Origin of the sequence: Saccharopolyspora shandongensis (genome assembly GCF_900106995.1) — a bacterium.
GTDB lineage: Bacteria > Actinomycetota > Actinomycetes > Mycobacteriales > Pseudonocardiaceae > Saccharopolyspora > Saccharopolyspora shandongensis.
The window spans coordinates 102,662-120,499 of sequence record NZ_FNOK01000004.1 but is presented as its reverse complement, the minus strand read 5'-3'; the positions used below and the strand labels follow the sequence as shown (position 1 = coordinate 120,499).

Below are 17,838 nucleotides of genomic sequence, written 5' to 3'. Positions count from 1 at the left end.
ATGGAAATTGCGGCGCCGCTATGCCTCCGCTGCGGCTGCGGACAGCCTTCGCAGGGCTCCGCGCACGACCTCCGGGTCGTGGGTGGTCCAGAACGGCGGCAGCGACGCGCGCAGGAAACCGCCGTAGCGCGCGGTGGCCAGGCGCGGGTCCAGCACCGCGATCACGCCGCGGTCCTTCGGCGAGCGCAGCAGCCGCCCGGCGCCCTGCGCCAGCAGCAGCGCCGCGTGCGTGCCCGCCACGGTGATGAACCCGTTGCCGCCGTGCTCGGAAACCGCCTTCTGGCGGGCCGATGCGAGCGGATCGTCCGGCCGCGGGAACGGGATCCGGTCCATGATGACCAGCTGCAGCGAATCGCCCGGCACGTCCACGCCCTGCCACAGCGACAGGGTGCCGAACAGCGAGGTCTCCGGGTCTTCGGCGAACCTGCGGACCAGTAGCGCGGTCGAGTCGTCGCCCTGGCACAGCACCGGCGTGCTCAGCCGCTCGCGCAGTTCTTCCGAAGCCTGCTTGGCGGCGCGCATCGATGAGAACAGCCCGAGCGTGCGCCCGCCCGCGGCCTGCACCAGCTCGGTCAGCTCGTCCAGGTACTGCGGCGGCAGCCCGTCGCGGCCCGGGGGCGGCAGGTGGCGGGCGATGTAGAGGATGCCGCTGCGCTGGTGCTCGAACGGCGAGCCCACGTCCAGCCCGGTCCACTTCGGACCGCCGGCGTCGGCGGGGACCTCCTTCGCGGTGGCCATTCCGGCGGCCGGCTGGGCCTTCTGCTGCGGTGGCAGGCCCCACTGCCGGGCGAGCGTGTCGAACGAGCCGCCGAGCGCCAGCGTCGCCGAGGTCAGGACCGTGGTGCGCTGCCCGAAGAGCCGGTCTCGCAGCAGCGCGCCGACGCCCAGCGGCGCGACCCGCACGGTCGGCGGGCGGTTGGGCTCCGCGGACACCCACACGACGTCGTACTGCTTCTCGTCGTCGAACGCTTCCAGGAGCCGCACCGCGGTGTCGTGGATCTCTTCGGTGACGGCGTGCGCGAGCTTGCGCGCCGTGCTGCCTTCGGCGTCTTCCTTGCGTTCCGGGCCGAGCGCGTTGATGCACGCCCAGGCCGCGTCGCGGGTCACCGTTAGCGCGCCGCCGAGGTCCTGCGGAAGTTCTTCCAGCCGACCGGGATTCGCCGCCTGCAGCACCAGGTCCAGGCCTTCCGCGGCCTCGGCGAGGCGGTCGGCGATCTCCTCGTCGATGGCCCGCCCGCAGCGGCGCGCCGCGAGCCGCACCGCGCCCGCGGCCAGCTCGCCGGTGGCCGCCGAGGTCACCCGGTCCACCAGGTCGTGCGCCTCGTCGACGAGGACGACGTCGTGATCGGGCAGCACCGGACGGTCGTCCAGCGCGTCGATGGCCAGCAGCGCGTGGTTCGTCACGACGATGTCCGCGCGCCCGGCCTCGGCCCTGGCGCGCTCGGCGAAGCAATCGACGCCGACCGGGCAGCGGTGCACGCCGAGGCATTCCTTGGCGGTGACCGACATCTGCCGCCAGGCCTGGTCGGTGACGCCGGGCACCAGCTCGTCGCGGTCGCCGGTCTCGGTCTCGGTGGCCCACTCCTGGATCCGCTTGACCTGCCGCTCCAGCGCGGACGCGGCGAAGGCGTCGAACAGCGCGCCTTCGTCGGGCTCCTCGGGCGCATTGCCGTGCACGCGGTTGAGGCACAGGTAGTTGCGGCGGCCCTTGAGGATCGCGAAGGTCGGGCGGCGGCCGATCGCCTCGGCGAGCGCGGTCGCCAGCCGGGGCAGGTCGCGGTCGACGAGCTGGCGCTGCAGCGCGATGGTCGCGGTCGAGACGACCACCGTGGTGCCCTCGGCGATGGCGTGCCGGATCGCGGGGACCAGGTACGCCAGCGACTTCCCGGTGCCGGTGCCGGCCTGCACGGCCAAGTGCTCGCCGGAGCCGATGGAGTGCTCGACGGCGGCGGCCATCCTGGCCTGGCCCTCGCGGGGCACGCCGCCTACCGCGGTGATCGCGATCTCCAGCAGCGTCGCCAGGTCCGGGATGTCCTGCTTGGGCTTGGCCGTCAGCGGCAGTTCCGGCGCGTCCCGCTTGCCCACCTTGACGAGGTCGGCGGCGATCTCCGGTGGCAGCTCGTCGTCTTCGTCGGGCTCGAACGCAACCGGGTCGGACCATCGCGGGACAGAGGTGGGCACGAGAAGAAACTACCGCGCACCCCTGTCCACGAGCCCCGATGCCCCCGCGCTACCGCAGCCGCTGCGCGAGCCGGGCCCGGAGGGGCTCGTAGTCGTGGCCCGGGAAGATCTCGGGGAGGACCTGCAGCATCGTGGTGAGGCGCTTCCGCGCGTGGATGTACTCATCCGCGTGCAGCCGGACGTCGGCGAAGAGGTGCTGCCAGCCGTGGACGCCCTTCGTGATCAGCAGGTTGTCGAAGTACTCGCGGTAGCCGATGTCGAGGAGCTGGAAGCCGTGGGCGATCGTGAAGTACCAGAGCTCCGGGAACCGGACGTGGGGCTGGATTCGCATCGCGGCGAATCCACCGCCGCCTTCCGGGTGGTCGTCGATCACGCGCAACTCGCGCGCCAGGCTGCGATCGCTCTCTTCGGGGAAGTGCTCCGCGATCTCGAGCGGGCCGCCGCTCACCTGCGAGTACAGGTGTGAAAGCAGGAACTCGCCGGTCAGCTGGGGGAGTTCGTCGGTGGTCTGCCACAGGCACGACAAACTCCGGAAGCGCGGGAAACGGCTCTGCAGGGACGGGTCGAGGGTGAGTTCGTAGCGTCGTGCGAGCTTCTCGAAGACCGTCGGGATGTCGCCGTAGGCCTGCACTACCCGATCCACCTTGCCTTCGAGCACCTCGATGGCCGGTGAATTCCGCAGCTCGCCCAGCATGTCGACGTAGCGCTGCTCGTACTCGGTCAGTTCCGCAGCCACACCCTCGCTCGATCCTCTCCGGTGCTGCTTCGCGAGAGCCGACGATGGGCATTTCGCGCCGGTGCCGTTGCTCTTTCCGGAACTACCGCCTCTGCAGCGGCGTGAGTCCGGCGGGGCACCGCGCCCCACCGGACTCACGAGCCGCTACCAGCGAAAACGCCGCTACCGGACCACCGGTTCGCCGATCAGGTTCACGCCCGCGGCGTCGAGGTCCGAGAGGGCCGCGTCGACCGTCTCGCGGGAGACGCCCGCCGTGAGCCCCAGGAGCACCGTGGTGTCCAGGCCCGCCCGGACCGCGTCGAGCGCCGTCGCCCGTACGCAGTGGTCCATCGCGATGCCCACGACGTCGACCCGGCGGACGCCGTGGTCGGCCAGCCAGTCGCGCAGCGGCCGGTCCCGCAGGTCGATGCCCTCGAAGCCCGAGTAGCCGGCGCTGTACTGGCCCTTCGAGAACACCGCTTCCACCGGGCCCACGTCCAGCTCCGGGTGGAACGCCGCGCCGGGAGTGCCCGCCACGCAGTGCCGCGGCCAGGAGCTGACGAAGTCCGGCTCGTCGCTGAAGTGCGCGCCCGGGTCGATGTGGTAGTCGCGGGTGGCCACCACGTGGTCGTGGTCGAATCCCGCGAGGTACCGCGAGATCTCCGTCGCCACGCCGACGCCGCCGGCCACCGCCAGCGAGCCGCCCTCGCAGAAGTCGTTCTGCACGTCCACGATGATCAACGCTTTGGTCATCACGTCCCCCCTTGCCGTTACCGCAATTCTGGAATGCCGCCGGGCCTGGCGGGAAGCTCAGGCCTCGTGGAAGACCGTCGGGATCGCCGGTTCGCCGTGCGAGAGCTTGAGGCCCTCCCACGGCAGCGTCACCAGCGCATGCCGCAGCCGCTGCCGGTCCTCCTCCAGCGTCGGCACGCCCTCGGCCCGTTTCCCATCCCGGATCAGCGGGATCTGCAGGAACCGGTCGTGCGGCCCGAGCACCGGCTCGGCGGCGCCCGGCGCGACCTGGTAGACGACCTCTTCCACGGCGGTACCGGTCTCCTTGTACCGCCGCACCGCGGCCTTGCGGCCGCCGCGGGACGTCTTGTGCGAGCTGCGCTTCGCGACCGGACGGCCCTCGACCTCCACCAGTTTGTAGACCATCTCGGCGGTCGGCGCGCCGGAGCCGGTGACCAGCGCCGTGCCCACCCCGTAGCCGTCGACCGGCTCGGCGCGCAGCGCGGCGATGGCGTACTCGTCGAGGTCGCCGGAGACGACGATCCGGGTGCCCGTCGCGCCGAGCCCGTCGAGCTGGTCGCGGGCCTGCTGGGCGAGCACGCCGACGTCGCCGGAGTCGATCCGGATCGCGCCCAGCCCGGTCCCGGCGATCTCCACCGCGAGCTCGATGCCGCGGGTGATGTCGTAGGTGTCGACCAGCAGCGTGGTGCCGGTGCCCAGCGAGGCGATCTGGGATTCGAAGGCGGCGCGCTCGGAGTCGTTCAGCAGCGTGAAGGCGTGCGCCGCCGTGCCCGCGGTCGGGATGCCGTAGCGGCGGCCCGCCTCCAGGTTCGAGGTGGCGGTGAAGCCGGCCAGGTAGGCGATCCGCGCCGCGGCCACGGCCGCTTCCTCGTGCGTGCGCCGCGAGCCCATCTCGATCATGCGTCGGCCGTTGGCCGCCGACACCATCCGGGCCGCGGCGGCGGCGATCGCGCTGTCGTGGTTGAGGATCGACAGCACCAGCGTCTCGAGCACCACTGCCTCGGCGAACGTGCCGCGCACGGTCAGCAGCGGGGAGCCGGGGAAGAAGAGCTCGCCCTCGGGATAGCCGTCGACCTGCCCCTGGAACCGGTAGTCGCGCAGCCACTCCAGGGTCGCGTCGTCCACGACTCGGGTGGCGGCGAGCTGTTCGAGTTCGGCCTCGCCGAACCGGAAGTTCTCGATCGCGTCGAGCACCCGGCCGGTGCCGCCGGTGACCCCGTAGCGGCGGCCGTCCGGCAGCCGCCGGGTGAACACCTCGAAGGTGCACGGGCGGTGTGCGGTGCCGTCCCGCAGCGCACTCGCGAGCATCGTCAGCTCGTACTGGTCCGTCAGCAGCGCGGTGCTACCCGTCGGAGAGCTCATGCCGCAGAGATTACGTGGTGGTCGGCGTGCGTTCGCGGCGCGAACCCCGTGCGTGCCGGGTTTGCCCGTGCGGTCGACACTGCTGTGACGGCCGCGTGCGACGATGGGGCCATGACCTCGCCCGCTGAAATCGAGCGCGCGCAACTCGAACCGGATGCACTCGGTACCGAGGACAAGCCGTGGGTGACCGTGGTGTGGAATGACCCGGTCAACCTGATGTCCTACGTGACCTACGTGCTCCAGAAGATCTTCGGTTACACCCGGGATCATGCGACGAAGTTGATGCTGGACGTGCACCACAAGGGCAAGGCGGTGGTTTCCTCGGGCTCCAAGGAGAAGGTCGAGGGAGACGTGGCGAAGCTGCATGCCGCCGGCCTGTGGGCGACGATGCAGAAGGATTCCTGAGTGGAAGGCTGGACCCGCAAGAACGGTCACGTGCTGGCCGAGCTGTCGCAACAGGAGGCCGCGGTCATCCGGGGTCTGGTGGGGCAGCTCAAGGACATGCTCACCGCCCGCGCCGACGAGGCGCCGCAGGACGAGCTGGCCGAGCTGACCGGCATCCGCACCGGGCCGACGACGCCGCCGGAGGACCGCGTGCTGGCGCGGCTGCTGCCGGACTTCTACCGGCGCGACCCGATCACCGGCGAGACCGACGAGGAGGAGTCGGACGCGGCCGGCGCGATGCGCTCGCTGCACGAGCCGGGGTTGCTGGAGGCCAAGACCGGGGCGGCCGCGCTGGTGCTGGAGACGTGCCCGCCGATGGGCGGCCGGGTCAAGCTGACCGGTGAGCAGGCCGACGGCTGGCTGGCGGCGATCAACGACGTCCGGCTGGCGCTGGGCACGGCGCTGGACGTGGACGAGGACATGCCGGACGACGTGCCCGACGACGACATGCGCCGCGAGCACCTGGGCGTCTACCAGTGGCTCACCTGGGTCCAGGACAGCCTGGTCGGCGCCCTGATGGCCTGACATCGGCCCCTTGGCAGCGTGAACGGGATCACGTAGCCTCCCCTCGATCAAGAACGTGAATTTGATTCGCATTCATCGAGGAGTGCAGGCACATGCCCGTTGCCAGGAGACGTGTGCTGGCCGCCGCCGCGGCGGCACCGCTGGTCGCTTCGGCGCTCGGCGGCACCAGCGCCGCCGCTGAACCCGCCCGCCCGACCGGCGCCTACCTGGTCGGCCGGGGCATCGCCGACGTGACCGGCCCGGCCGCCGAGAACGGCATGATGGGCTACTCGATGCCCCAGCAGCAGACCGCGGGCATCCACCTGCGCACCCTCGCGCGCGCATTCATCGTGGCCGACGGCGACAAGCGCATCGCGTTCGTCACCGCCGAGCTCGGCGCGCTGTTCCAGTCGGTGCACCAAGGGGTTCTGCGCAAGCTCGCCGAAACCCACGGCGGGCTCTACACCGAGCAGAACGTGCTGCTCAACGCCACGCACACGCACGCAGCGTGCGGCGGCGACTCGCACTACGCCGCCTACGACCTGTCGATCCTCGGCTTCCAGGAGCAGACCTACAACGCCGTCGTGGACGGGATCGTCGAAGCGATCTCCCGGGCGCACGACGACCTCAAGCCCGGCACCCTGAACCTCGGCCGGGCCCTGCTGACCGATGCCAGCGTGAACCGGTCGCGCAGCGCGTTCGACCTCAACCCCAGCGCGGACAAGGACCACTTCCCGCTGGCCATCGACCCGGCGGTCACCGTGCTGCGGTTCGCGCAGGGCGGCCGGGACGTCGGCGCGATCACCTGGTTCGCCACCCACGGCACCTCGATGACCAACGAGAACCGGCTGATCAGCTCGGACAACAAGGGCTACGCGGCGTTCGCCTGGGAACAGCGCGGCGACGACTTCGTCGCCTGCTTCGCGCAGACCAACTCCGGCGACATGTCGCCGAACCTGAACCTGGCGCCCGGTTCGGGCCCGACCGACGACGAGTTCGAGAACACCCGGATCATCGGCGATCGCCAGTTCCGCGCCGCCAAGCGCGCTTTCGACGCAGCGCGGGAGCAGCTCGGCGGCGCGGTGGACCACCGGATGTGCTTCGTGGACATGTCGAAGGTCACAGTGGACGGTCGGTTCACGCCGGACGGCGAGCAGCACTCCACCTGCACCGCCGCGATCGGCGTGTCCATGCTCGCCGGAAGCCGCGAAGACGGCCCTGGACTCCCGATTCCCGAGGGCATCCGCAACCCGTTCCTGGACTGGCTCGGCGGCGCCGACGCGCCCGTCCCGGCGGGGCTGGCCGACGCGCAGGCGCCCAAGCCGATCGCGGTGCCCTTCGGCGCGATGAAGCCCTACCCGTGGTGCCCGGAAGTGCTGCCGCTGCAACTGATCCGGATCGGCCAGCTGCACCTGGTGGCCGGGCCCGCCGAGTACACCATCGTGGCCGGGCTGCGGATCTGCCGCGCCGTCGCCGACGAGCTGGGCGTGCCGCTGGAGAACGTGCTGATGCAGGGCTACGCCAACGCGTACAGCCAGTACGTGACCACGCCGGAGGAGTACGACGCCCAGCAGTACGAGGGCGCCTCCACCCTGTTCGGCAGGTACACGCTGCCCGCCTACCAGCAGGAGTTCACCCGGCTGGCCGCCGCGATGAGGTCCGGGAAGCCGGTCCCGCCCGGGCCGACGCCGCGCGACCTGCGCGGCAAGCTGATCAACTTCCAGCCCGGCGTGGTCTTCGACGACAAGCCACCGGGGCGCGAATTCGGCGACGTGCTCACCGAACCCGCCAACCGCTACCGGCGCGGCGAACAGGTCTCGGCGGTGTTCGTGACCGGCCACCCGAAGAACGACCTGCGCCGCGGCGGCACCTTCGCCGAGGTCCAACGCCAGGTGGACGGCGGGTGGCGGCGCGTGGCCGACGACCGGCACTGGTCGACGAAGTACAGCTGGGCGCGCAGCGGCGTCGCGACCTCGACGGCGACGATCACCTGGGACGTCCCGGACAACGCGCCGGCCGGCCGCTACCGGATCGTCCACCACGGCGACTGGAAGAACGGCTGGAACGGCTCGATCAACGCGTTCACCGGCACCACGCAGACCTTCGTGATCACTTGACGCCACCGGGGATCCGCCGAGCGTCGACAACGCGGCCCCGACGCGGCCGCGGAGGTCACGGAGGTTCCCAGTTTTAGGCAAAATTGGGAGTTTTCCGCCTGGCTGGATCGGTTGTAGGGGCGTTGGGGTTCCCAGTTTTAGGCAAAAATGGGAGCTCTCCGCGGCCGGGTCAGCCGTGGAGGTCGCGGTAGGCGCGCTCGGCGCCCGGGTGCAGCGGCACCGCGCCGGTGCTGATCAGGTTCCGGACGTCCAGGAACTGGGCGCCCACCGTCTGCTGCGGGACCAGGAACGGCGCTCGGAGCACCAAGACCCGGACCACCGCTTCGGCCAGGTCGGCGGGGAGTTCCGGCGTGCAGGCCAGGATGTTGGGCACTCCGACCGTCGGGGTCCGGCTGGTCCGCCGGTAGGCGCCGGGCGGCACCAGCACCGAGTCGCACAGCGGGCCGCAGCCGGCCTCCGCCGCATCGAGCGGGAGCAGGCGGATGCCGACCCGGTCGTCGAGCGTCTTGAGCACCGGCGTCGGCAGGCCGCCGGACCACAGCAGCGCATCGATCCGGCCGCGTTCCAGCGCGTCGATCGCTTCTTCCAGCGGCAGCGATTCGCGGCGCACCCCGGGATGCGCCGCCAGCAGGTGCGCCCCCAACAACGCCGTCCCGGACTTCGGCGCGCCGATCGACACCGTGCGGCCGACCAGTTCGGCGAGGTTGTGCACGGGACTGCCGGCCAGCACGACGAGCTGCGTGTAGTTCTCGTACACCTGGCCGAGGGCGCGCAGCTGAACCCGCGGGCCGAGATCGCCGTTCTGCGCCGCCGCGGCGGTGTGCGTGAGCACCATGCCCAGGTCGGCCAGCCCGTCGCGCAGCAGCTCGACGTTGGCGACGCTGCCCTGGCTGCTCAGCACCGGCATCCGCAGGCCGGGCACCGCCGCGGAAACCTCGGCAGCCAGCTGGCCGGCGAAGGCCGTGTAGAAGCCGCCCGGTTCGCCGGCGGCGATGCGCAGCGTGCGCTCGGGCGTCCGCCCGGTGCAGGCGCTGACCAGCCCGGCTCCGGCCAGGGCGAGCAGGGCTCGGCGGCGAATCACGTCTCCTCCCTTACCGGCAGATCGAGCCGCACCGACAACCCGTGCGGCCGGACGGGCTCGATTCGCAGCGCGCCGCCGCGCCCGGTCACCAGCCGGTCGGCGATGGCCAGCCCGAGCCCGGTGCCGCGGCTGCCGCGATGCCGCCCGGCTCGCCAGAAGCGTTGCGCGGCAAGGGATATCTCCGCATCGGACAGGCCGGGGCCGGTGTCGCTGACGGTCAGCGCGCAGCTGTCCGGCCCGGCCTCGCAGCGCACCGACACGGTCGCCGCCGATCCGGCGTACTTGATGGCGTTGTCCAGCAGGATGTCGAGGATCTGGGCGAGGTCGTCGGCCGGGAGGTCCGCCTCGGCGTGGTCGAGCCGGGCCGCGGCGAACCGGACCCCGGCCGCCTCGGCCGCCGGCCGCCACGCCTCGATCCGGTCGGCCGCCACCGCCGCCACGTCGCTGGGCTCCACCGCGGACCCGCCGGCTTCGCGATCCGCCGTGGCCAGGGCCAGCAGCCGGTCCAGCAGCGACTCCAGCCGGTCCACCTCGTCCAAAGTGGACCGATAGGTCCGCGCGCCCTCCGGCGTGATCCGCCGTTCCAGCGCGTCGACCCGCAGGCGCAGCGCGGCCATCGGGTTCCGCAGCTGGTGCGACGCGTCGGCGACGAGGCGCCGCTGCTGCTCCTCGGCGTCCGCGACCGCCTCCGACATGCGGTTGAAGGACACCGCCAGCTCCCGCAGCTCCGGCGGCCCGGCGTCCTCCGGAACCCGCGAGCGGCGCGATCCGGCGCCGACCGCCCGCACCCCGGCCCGCAACTCCGCCAGCGGCCGCAGGATCCACCGGGCCAGCACCAATGCCAGCAGCCCGCACACCACCAAGGCGCTCAGCGCGCCCGCCACGATCAGCGCCCACCGCGCGGCGATGTCCTGCGTCGCGTGCTGCACCGAGGCGCGCAGGACGACCGCGCCGGTCACCCGCGTGCCGTCACCGACCGGCCGGTAGCGGATCAGCTCGCCCTCGGACCACGGCCGCAGCCACGGCACCGGCCCGGCCAGCTCGTTGCGCAGCGCCTTGTCGATCGACTCGGCGACGTCGGAGGCGCGCATGCCGCCGGTCTCCACGACCGGCACCCGGTTGGTGTCGACCACCACCAGCGGCTCGCCGTAGAGCTCCGCGTAGCGGCTCGCCTCGGCGCGCAGCTGGTCGGTGTCGCCGGTGCCGAACGCGTGGTCGGCGAGCGCGGCGAACCGGTCGAGGTCGGCGGTGCGGGCGAGCACCAGCTGCTGCGTCCGCTCCGCGGCGGTGGCGCGAAGCAGCGGAGCGGCGAACCCCGCCACCGCGAGGACCGAGAAGGTGAGCAGCACCAGCAACAAGCGCCGGCGCATCAGCGGTCACCGAAGTCAGTAGGCCGCGAGCACGGCGGCGAATCCGCTGGGCGGCCGTGCGGGGAGGAGCGGCGATTTCGCGCGAAACCGCCATTCCGCGTGCCTGGCGGTGCCGGTTTCGCGCGAAACCGCCGCCTGGCGTCGCCGCACCGGTGCGCCGGACGCGTGCTCACCGCTCACTCCCCGAACCGGTAGCCGAAGCCGCGGATCGTCACCAGCAGCTCCGGGCGGCCCAGCTTGGCGCGCAGCTGCGCGATGTGCACGTCCAGGGACCGCGAGACCGCCAGGTAGGCGTCGCCCCAGACCTCGTCCATCAGGCGCTGCCGGTTCACCGCGCTGCCCGCCTCGCCGGCCAGCACCGCGAGCACGTCGAACTCCTTCGGCGTCAGCTCCACGTCGCGGTCGCCGACCCGCACCCGGCGGGTCCGCAGGTCCACCAGCACGTCGCCGACCCGGACCTCGTCGGCGGCCGCGGCCGCCGGGCGACCGCGCCGGGCCACCGCCTCGATCCGGGCCAGCAGCTCCGCCATCCGCACCGGCTTGACCAGGTAGTCGTCCGCGCCGGAACGCAGGCCGCGGACCACCATCCGCTCCTCGCCGCGGGCGGTCAGCACCACCACCGGGATCGGCCCGACCCGGCGCAGCTTCCGCAGCACGTCGAGGCCGTCGGCGTCCGGCAGGCCCAGGTCGAGCAGCACCAGGTCGTGATCCCGGTGCCGGGTCAGCGCGTCCGCGCCGCGCGAGACCCGGGTGGGCTGGTGGCCGTGCGCGGCGAGGACGTCGACGAGCGCATCCGCCACGCCGTCGTCGTCCTCGACGAGAAGCACGCGCACCAGCCACCTCCGAAAGCTCCGCCCCGAGTATGGCGGCGCGCCGGATCAGCCCTCCATACGGGAGTCCTTCGACGTCTCGCGCATCCGCAGGTACACGATCAGCGAGATCAGCACGCAGCCCGAGACGTACCAGAAGAACACCTGCTCCATGCCCGCCTGCTTCAGCCACAGCGCCACGTATTCCGAGGTGCCGCCGAAGATCGCCACCGTCAGCGCGTAGGGCAGGCCGACGCCGAGCGCGCGGATGTTGGTCGGGAACAGCTCCGCCTTCACGATCGCGTTGATCGAGGTGTAGCCGGTGACGATCACCAGGCCGCCCAGCATCAGCGCGAACGCCATGACCGGGTCCTGCGTCGAGCCGAGCAGCGTCATGATCGGCACGGTCAGCACGGTGCCCAGGACGCCGAAGGTGAGCAGCAGCCAGCGGCGGCCGATGCGGTCCGACAGCGCGCCCGCCAGCGGCTGGAGGAACAGGAACACCAGCAGCGCCAGGAAGTTGATCCAGGCGACGGTGCCCTTGTCGATGCCCGAGGTCGCCACCATGTACTTCTGCAGGTAGGTCGTGTACGTGTAGAACGCCACGGTGCCGCCGAGGGTCAGGCCGACGACGAGCAGGCACTCCTTGGGGTGCTGCAGCAGCGCCTTGACGGTGCCGCGCGACTGGTTGCCCTCCGAGGCCTTCTTGTAGCTCTCGGTCTCGTCCATGCCGCGGCGCAGCCACATCACGATCACCGCGCCGACCGCGCCGATCGCGAACGGGATCCGCCAGCCCCACGAATCCATCTGCTCGTTGGTGAGCACCATGAGCAGCAGGATCTGCACGCCCAGCGCGGTGAGCTGCCCGGCGACGAGCGTCACGTACTGGAAGCTGGAGTAGAAGCCGCGCTTGCTCGCGGTGGCGACCTCCGACAGGTACGTCGCCGACGTCGCGTACTCGCCGCCGACCGAGAGGCCCTGCACCAGCCGCGCGAAGACGAGCAGCAGCGGCGCGGCGAGGCCGATCGTGTTGTAGCCCGGCGTCAGCGCGATCACCAGCGAGCCGCAGGCCATCAGCGTCACCGAGAGCGTCAGCGCGGCGCGGCGGCCGAAGCGGTCCGCGTAGCGGCCGAGTAGCCAGCCGCCGAGCGGGCGCATCAGGAAGCCGATGGCGAACACGCCCGCAGTGTTGAGCAGCTGGGCGGTCAGGTCGCCCTTCGGGAAGAACGCCGCCGCGAAGTACACGCTGAACGCGGTGTAGGCGTACCAGTCGTACCACTCGATCAGGTTGCCGATCGAGCCGCGAATGACGTTGGCGACCACCCGGCGCTCGCCACCGGAGCGCGCCGCAACGTCGCGGCCGTGCACCTCAGTTGACATCCGTCCTCCTCCTAGTGAACGGACTCACAGTGCGGAGGCGGGGGGTCGACAACAAGAACGGCGGCGTTTCCTTTACGTCCGGTTAACGTGATGCCAACGTGGTCGATCACGCTGTGCGGTCGGCGAGTAACCCGGACGAGAGGAACCTGTCGGAATGCTGCGATCGGGAGGGCTCGACGCGATCGTCGACGTCGACGGGGTGCGGGTCGGGCACGAACAGCGGCTCGACGAGCACTGGGCCACCGGCACCAGCGTGGTCTTGGTGCCGGAGGGCGCGACAGCGGCGGTGGACGTGCGCGGCGGCGGCCCCGGAACCCGCGAGACGGACGTGCTCGAACCCAGCCACCTGGTGCAGCAGGTGCACGGCGTGGTCCTCACCGGCGGCAGCGCCTACGGCCTGGCGGCGGCCGACGGGGTGATGCGCTGGCTCGGCGAGCGCGGGCACGGCGTGCGGGTCGGCGCCGATCCGTCGCACGTGGTTCCGGTGGTGCCGGGCGCGGTCATCTTCGACGTGCCGATGAGCGACTGGGGCAACCGGCCCGACGCCGGGTTCGGCCACCGGGCCTGCGAGAACGCGACCCGCACCGAGGCCAGGGAGGGCAACGTCGGCGCGGGCACCGGCGCGGTCGTGGGCACCGTGAAGGGCGGCATCGGCACGGCCAGCGCCGTGCTGGACGACGGCACCACCGTCGGCGCCCTGGTGGCGGTCAACGCGGCCGGCTCGGCGATCGACCCCGACACCGGGCTGCCGTGGATCCCGACGCCCGGCCTGCGCCCGCCCGATCCCGCCGAGGTCGAAGCGGGCCGGCGGCTGTTCGGCAAGCGCCCCGGGCGGCACGGCCCGATCGAGCGGCCGCTGAACACCACGATCGGCGTGGTCGCCACCGATCTGAAGCTGTCGAAGGCCGAGTGCCGGCGGCTGGCGGTCGCCGCGCAGGACGGGCTGGCCCGCACCGTCCGGCCCGCGCACCTCCTGGTCGACGGCGACACGATGTTCGCGCTGGCCACCGGCACCGGAGCCGCCCTGCCCGCGCCGGGCGAGCCGGATTGGGCGGCGCGGCTGGACGCGGTGTGCGCGGTCGCGGCCGACGTCGTCGCGCGCGCGATCGTGCGCGGCGTGCTGGCCGCCGAACCGGTCGATGAGGTGACTTCCTACACGGAGCTCTACCCCTCGGCGCGGGAATGAATCATCGTGTACCTGCGTTTTCGCCCGACGAAGCCGCACCGGTAGCGGGATCTTCCACATCGTGGGAGGCCGGTGCCCCACCTACTAGGATGGTTGCTGTGCTGGTGATCCGACGCGACCTGGTCGATGCGATGGTCGCGCATGCCCGACGGGACCACCCGGACGAGGCGTGCGGCGTGATTACCGGCCCGGAAGGGTCGGACCGCCCGACACGCCTGATCGAGATGATCAACGCCGAGCGTTCGCCCACCTTCTACCGGTTCGACTCCGCCGAACAGCTGAAGGTGTGGCGCGAGATGGACGAGCGGGACGAGGAGCCGGTGGTCATCTACCACTCGCACACCTCGACCGAGGCGTACCCATCGCGCACGGACGTCTCCTACGCCTCGGAGCCCAACGCGCACTACGTGCTCGTGTCCACCCGGGACCCGAAGACCCATGAGCTGCGTTCCTACCGGATCCTCGACGGCTCTGTGACCGAGGAGCCGGTGGAGGTCGTGGAGTCGTACATGTTCGCCCACACCGGTGCCGACGAGGTCCCCGACCTCGACTGAGCCGCGGCTCGCCCACCAGTGTTCGCGTCCCGATCCCAACGAAGTCCTTCGTGGACAGGAGGTTCCCCAATGGCAATCAAGGTTTCGATCCCCACCATCCTGCGCACCCACACCGGCGGCGAGAAGTCCGTCGAGGCCAAGGGCAACACCGTGGCCGAGGTGATCAACGACCTCGACACCAACTTCAACGGCCTGAAGGACCGCCTGGTCAAGGAAGGCAATCTGCACCGCTTCGTCAACGTCTACGTCAACGACGAGGACGTGCGCTTCGCGGGTGGCCTGGAGGCCAAGGTCGCCGACGGCGACAGCGTCACCATCCTCCCGGCCGTCGCCGGCGGCGCGCGCTAAGCCTGTCCCGCGCAGCGGCAGCGGAACCTCAGGCGTCTTCTCGCCGTGGGATCCCGACGTCATGAATGCCAACACGTCGAGGCTGTTCTCGCGAGAAGACCCCTGAGCACCCGCGGCGGTGCCGCTTGCGAGGGTGGGCCGAGCGCTTCGAAGCACAAGACATTTCTCTGCGCGCAGAGGGCGAGTAGGAGGCGCACCGTGGCTCGTTACGACTCGTTGCTGGACGCGCTCGGTGACACCCCGCTGGTGGGGCTGCCCCACCTGTCACCGGCACCGGACGTCCGGCTGTGGGCCAAGCTGGAAGACCGCAACCCGACCGGTTCGATCAAGGACCGGGCGGCGCTGGCCATGATCGAGGCGGCCGAGAAGGAAGGCCGGCTCACCCACGGCTGCACGATCCTGGAGCCGACCTCCGGCAACACCGGGATCTCGCTGGCGATGGCGGCCAAGCTCAAGGGCTACGGCCTGGTCTGCGTGATGCCGGAGAACACCTCGGAGGAACGCCGCCAGCTGCTGCAGGCCTACGGGGCGCGGATCGTCTCCTCGCCCGCGGCGGGCGGCTCGAACCAGGCGGTGGCGGTGGCCAAGGAACTGGCCGAGCAGAACCCGGACTGGGTGATGCTCTACCAGTACGGCAACCCGGCCAACGCCGAAGCGCACTTCCGCACCACCGGACCGGAGATCCTGCGCGACCTGCCGACGGTGACGCACTTCGTGGCCGGGCTGGGCACCACCGGCACCCTGGTCGGGGTCGGCCGGTACCTGCGCAAGCAGAAGCCGGACGTGCAGATCGTCGCGGCGGAACCGCGATACGGCGAGCTGGTCTACGGCCTGCGCAACCTCGACGAGGGCTTCGTGCCGGAGCTGTACGACCCGGACGTGCTGACGCGCCGGTTCTCGGTCGGCTCCTACGACGCGCTGCGCCGCACCCGCCAGCTGCTGGAGAGCGAAGGAATCTTCGCCGGCATCTCCACCGGCGGAGTGCTGCACGCGGCGCTGACGATCGCGGAAAAGGCTGCGGCAGAAGGAGAATCGGCGGACATCGCGTTCGTCGTGGCGGACGCGGGCTGGAAGTACCTCTCGACGGGTGCCTACAGCGGCACCCTCGACGAAGCGGCCCAGCGCCTCGAAGGCCAACTCTGGGCCTGACTCCCGTGTCGTCGGGCGATACCGATCCGACCGGCATCGCCCGACGTTTCGGGTTTCGACGGGTCAGCCGTCCTGCCCGGGCCGCAGCACGCCGTTCTCGTAGGCCCAGACGACGGCGTGGATCCGGTCCCGCAGGCCGAGTTTGTGCAGAATCCGGCCCACGTGGGTCTTCACCGTCCCTTCGGACAGGAAGAGCTCCGCGCCGATTTCAGCATTGGAAGCACCGCGCGCGACCAGCAGCAGCACCTCGCGCTCGCGACAGGTGAGCGCGGCCAGCACGTCGCCGCCGGGCTTGGGCAGGCCCGGGGCGACGTGCGAGATGAGCCGCCGAGTGGTGGACGGCGCGATCACGGCATCGCCGCGGTGCACGGTGCGGATGGCCTGCAGCATCTCCTCGGCGGGCCCGTCCTTGAGCAGGAATCCGCTGGCACCCGCGCGCAACGCCGCGAAGGCGTACTCGTCGAGGTCGAAGGTGGTCAGGATGATGACCTTGGGCACCGGGCCGTCCCGACGGTGCAGGCGTTCGGTGAACTCGACGCCGTCCATTCGAGGCATCCGCACGTCGACCAGCAGCACGTCGGCGGTTTCGGCGGACAGCCGGGACAGCGCCGCGCTGCCGTCGGCCGCCTCGCCCGCCACCGCCATGTCCGCTTGGGCGTCGATCACCATCGCGCACCCGGTCCGCACCAGTTCCTGGTCGTCGACGAGGAAAACCCGGATCGTCACGACCGCTCACCAACCGGGTAAGGCAGTCTCGCCTCGACCACGAATCCCCCTTCCCGGTGCGCGCCCGCGGTGATCGACCCATCGACCACGGCGAGCCGTTCGCGCATCCCGATCAGGCCCTTGCCGCCCGGCCCGCAAACCCCGACCCGGCCATCATCGCGCACCACGAGCACGAGTTCGGTGTCCGACCACCGGAACTCGATCCGCACCCGCGTGCCGCCGCCCGCGTGTTTGAGCGTGTTGGTCAACGCTTCCTGCACGACCCGGTAGGCGGCGAGCTCCGCGGCGGGGCTGAGCGGGCGCGCCGAGCCGCGTTCGGTGCACGTGACATCCGGCAATGTCCGGCGCATCTGCGCGACGAGTTCCGGCACGTCGCGCAGGGTCGGCTGCGGCACCGACTCGGCCGGGCCGGTGCGCAGCACCCCGACCAGCCCGCGCAGATCGGTCAGCGCCTGCCGGCCGGTCTCCTCGATCACTCCCAAGGCCTGCGGCGCACGATCGGTGGCGTACTGCCCGCCCTTGGCCTGGCTGACGATCACCGCCATGGAGTGCGCCAGCACGTCGTGGACGTCCCGCGCGATCCGGGCCCGTTCGTCGAGCGTCGCCCGCTGGGCCGCGTCGACGGCTCGTTCCTTCAGCACTGCGATGTAGGCGAGCTGGGTGCGGCGGAACAACCCCAAGCTCCAGGCAGCGACGACGATCGTCATCAACAGCGCGGCCAGCAACCACGCGCTCGGCCGCATGATCGCCGTCACGCTCGGGTCGTGCACGAAGCGGAAGGTCACGAGCGCGGCTCCGGCGGCTCCCGCGATCGGGCCGAGCGCCGGGTGCCGGCCGTGCGCGGTGTGCGAATAGAGCGACAGCGGGAACACCAGCACCGACGGGAAGATCAGGAAGAAGCCGGTGACCAGAGCCTGCGCCGCGACCGCGAGGCAGACCACGACGAACGAGCCCAGCGGTGCGGCCCGCCGTGCGGCCAACGCGGCGTGCGCGACCGTGATCGCCGCGGTCAGCACCCCGGATCCCGGCCACGGCACGCTGCTGATGGCCATCAGCAGCGACGGGCCTCCCAGCACGATGCCGAGGCCGCCGGCGAACATCGTTTCCGTCCACCGCGGATGCGAACGGCACCAGGTGCCGAAACGTTCCAGCCACATGC

17 protein-coding genes are annotated in these 17,838 nt (G+C 71.4%); 7 read left to right on the top strand and 10 right to left on the bottom strand.

Features of this window, described 5'->3' with window-relative positions; genetic code table 11:
• Nucleotides 1–18: 18 nt before the first annotated feature.
• The 4 genes from BLW84_RS05460 to BLW84_RS05445 form a co-directional block, all read right to left on the bottom strand.
• Nucleotides 19–2,181, bottom strand: coding sequence for an ATP-dependent DNA helicase (locus BLW84_RS05460; RefSeq protein ID WP_093261961.1), 2,163 nt, complete (start codon nt 2,179–2,181; stop codon nt 19–21).
• Between the two features lie 49 nt (nt 2,182–2,230).
• Nucleotides 2,231–2,917, bottom strand: a complete 687-nt coding sequence (locus tag BLW84_RS05455; RefSeq protein WP_093261960.1) for a hypothetical protein — start codon at nt 2,915–2,917, stop codon at nt 2,231–2,233.
• Nucleotides 2,918–3,079: 162 nt separating this feature from the next.
• Complete coding sequence (locus tag BLW84_RS05450; protein WP_093261958.1) at nt 3,080–3,649, bottom strand: nicotinamidase; 570 nt, start codon at nt 3,647–3,649, stop codon at nt 3,080–3,082.
• 57 nt (nt 3,650–3,706) lie between these two features.
• A complete protein-coding gene (locus tag BLW84_RS05445) occupies nt 3,707–5,011 on the bottom strand; it encodes a nicotinate phosphoribosyltransferase (protein WP_093261956.1) in 1,305 nt (434 codons plus the stop codon).
• A gap of 111 nt (nt 5,012–5,122) precedes the next feature.
• On the opposite strand from BLW84_RS05445, the gene clpS reads away from it, so the two are divergent.
• From clpS to BLW84_RS05430, 3 genes are all read left to right on the top strand, one after another.
• Entirely contained in the window at nt 5,123–5,416 is a 294-nt protein-coding gene (gene clpS / locus BLW84_RS05440) for an ATP-dependent Clp protease adapter ClpS (RefSeq protein WP_010693751.1), read from the top strand.
• On the top strand, nt 5,417–5,980 hold the full coding sequence (locus BLW84_RS05435; RefSeq protein ID WP_093261955.1) for a DUF2017 domain-containing protein: 564 nt from the start codon (nt 5,417–5,419) through the stop codon (nt 5,978–5,980).
• Between the two features lie 92 nt (nt 5,981–6,072).
• Complete coding sequence (locus BLW84_RS05430) at nt 6,073–8,076, top strand: neutral/alkaline ceramidase (RefSeq protein ID WP_093261953.1); 2,004 nt, start codon at nt 6,073–6,075, stop codon at nt 8,074–8,076.
• Between the two features lie 169 nt (nt 8,077–8,245).
• On the opposite strand, the gene BLW84_RS05425 is transcribed toward BLW84_RS05430, so the two are convergent.
• The 4 genes from BLW84_RS05425 to BLW84_RS05410 form a co-directional block, all read right to left on the bottom strand.
• The gene (locus BLW84_RS05425; protein WP_093262390.1) at nt 8,246–9,154 is read right to left on the bottom strand and encodes a TAXI family TRAP transporter solute-binding subunit; all 909 of its coding nucleotides are present in this window, start codon (nt 9,152–9,154) and stop codon (nt 8,246–8,248) included.
• Nucleotides 9,154–10,527 (bottom strand): sensor histidine kinase, encoded by a 1,374-nt coding sequence (locus tag BLW84_RS05420; protein WP_093261951.1) that lies wholly within the window; start codon nt 10,525–10,527, stop codon nt 9,154–9,156. The genes BLW84_RS05425 and BLW84_RS05420 overlap by 1 nt, the downstream gene beginning before the upstream one ends.
• Before the next feature lie 176 nt (nt 10,528–10,703).
• A complete protein-coding gene (locus tag BLW84_RS05415; protein WP_093261950.1) occupies nt 10,704–11,360 on the bottom strand; it encodes a response regulator transcription factor in 657 nt (218 codons plus the stop codon).
• Nucleotides 11,361–11,405: 45 nt separating this feature from the next.
• Nucleotides 11,406–12,716, bottom strand: a complete 1,311-nt coding sequence (locus BLW84_RS05410) for an MFS transporter (protein WP_093261948.1) — start codon at nt 12,714–12,716, stop codon at nt 11,406–11,408.
• Nucleotides 12,717–12,870: 154 nt separating this feature from the next.
• Between BLW84_RS05410 and BLW84_RS05405 the strand changes: the two genes are divergently transcribed.
• From BLW84_RS05405 to BLW84_RS05390, 4 genes are all read left to right on the top strand, one after another.
• On the top strand, nt 12,871–13,902 hold the full coding sequence (locus tag BLW84_RS05405) for a P1 family peptidase (RefSeq protein WP_093261946.1): 1,032 nt from the start codon (nt 12,871–12,873) through the stop codon (nt 13,900–13,902).
• 98 nt (nt 13,903–14,000) lie between these two features.
• The gene (locus BLW84_RS05400) at nt 14,001–14,456 is read left to right on the top strand and encodes a M67 family metallopeptidase (protein ID WP_093261944.1); all 456 of its coding nucleotides are present in this window, start codon (nt 14,001–14,003) and stop codon (nt 14,454–14,456) included.
• Between the two features lie 69 nt (nt 14,457–14,525).
• Nucleotides 14,526–14,804: a MoaD family protein gene (locus BLW84_RS05395; protein ID WP_093261942.1), complete on the top strand. Its 279-nt coding sequence runs from the start codon at nt 14,526–14,528 to the stop codon at nt 14,802–14,804.
• 198 nt (nt 14,805–15,002) lie between these two features.
• Complete coding sequence (locus BLW84_RS05390) at nt 15,003–15,953, top strand: PLP-dependent cysteine synthase family protein (protein WP_093261941.1); 951 nt, start codon at nt 15,003–15,005, stop codon at nt 15,951–15,953.
• A gap of 63 nt (nt 15,954–16,016) precedes the next feature.
• Here BLW84_RS05390 and BLW84_RS05385 read toward each other — a convergent pair whose 3' ends face one another.
• Both BLW84_RS05385 and BLW84_RS05380 read right to left on the bottom strand, forming a co-directional pair.
• Nucleotides 16,017–16,679, bottom strand: a complete 663-nt coding sequence (locus tag BLW84_RS05385; RefSeq protein ID WP_093261939.1) for a response regulator — start codon at nt 16,677–16,679, stop codon at nt 16,017–16,019.
• Nucleotides 16,676–17,836 carry a sensor histidine kinase gene (locus BLW84_RS05380; protein WP_093261937.1) on the bottom strand — a complete coding sequence of 387 codons (1,161 nt, stop codon included), beginning with the start codon at nt 17,834–17,836 and terminating at the stop codon, nt 16,676–16,678. The genes BLW84_RS05385 and BLW84_RS05380 overlap by 4 nt, the downstream gene beginning before the upstream one ends.
• Between the last annotated feature and the right edge of the window lie 2 nt (nt 17,837–17,838).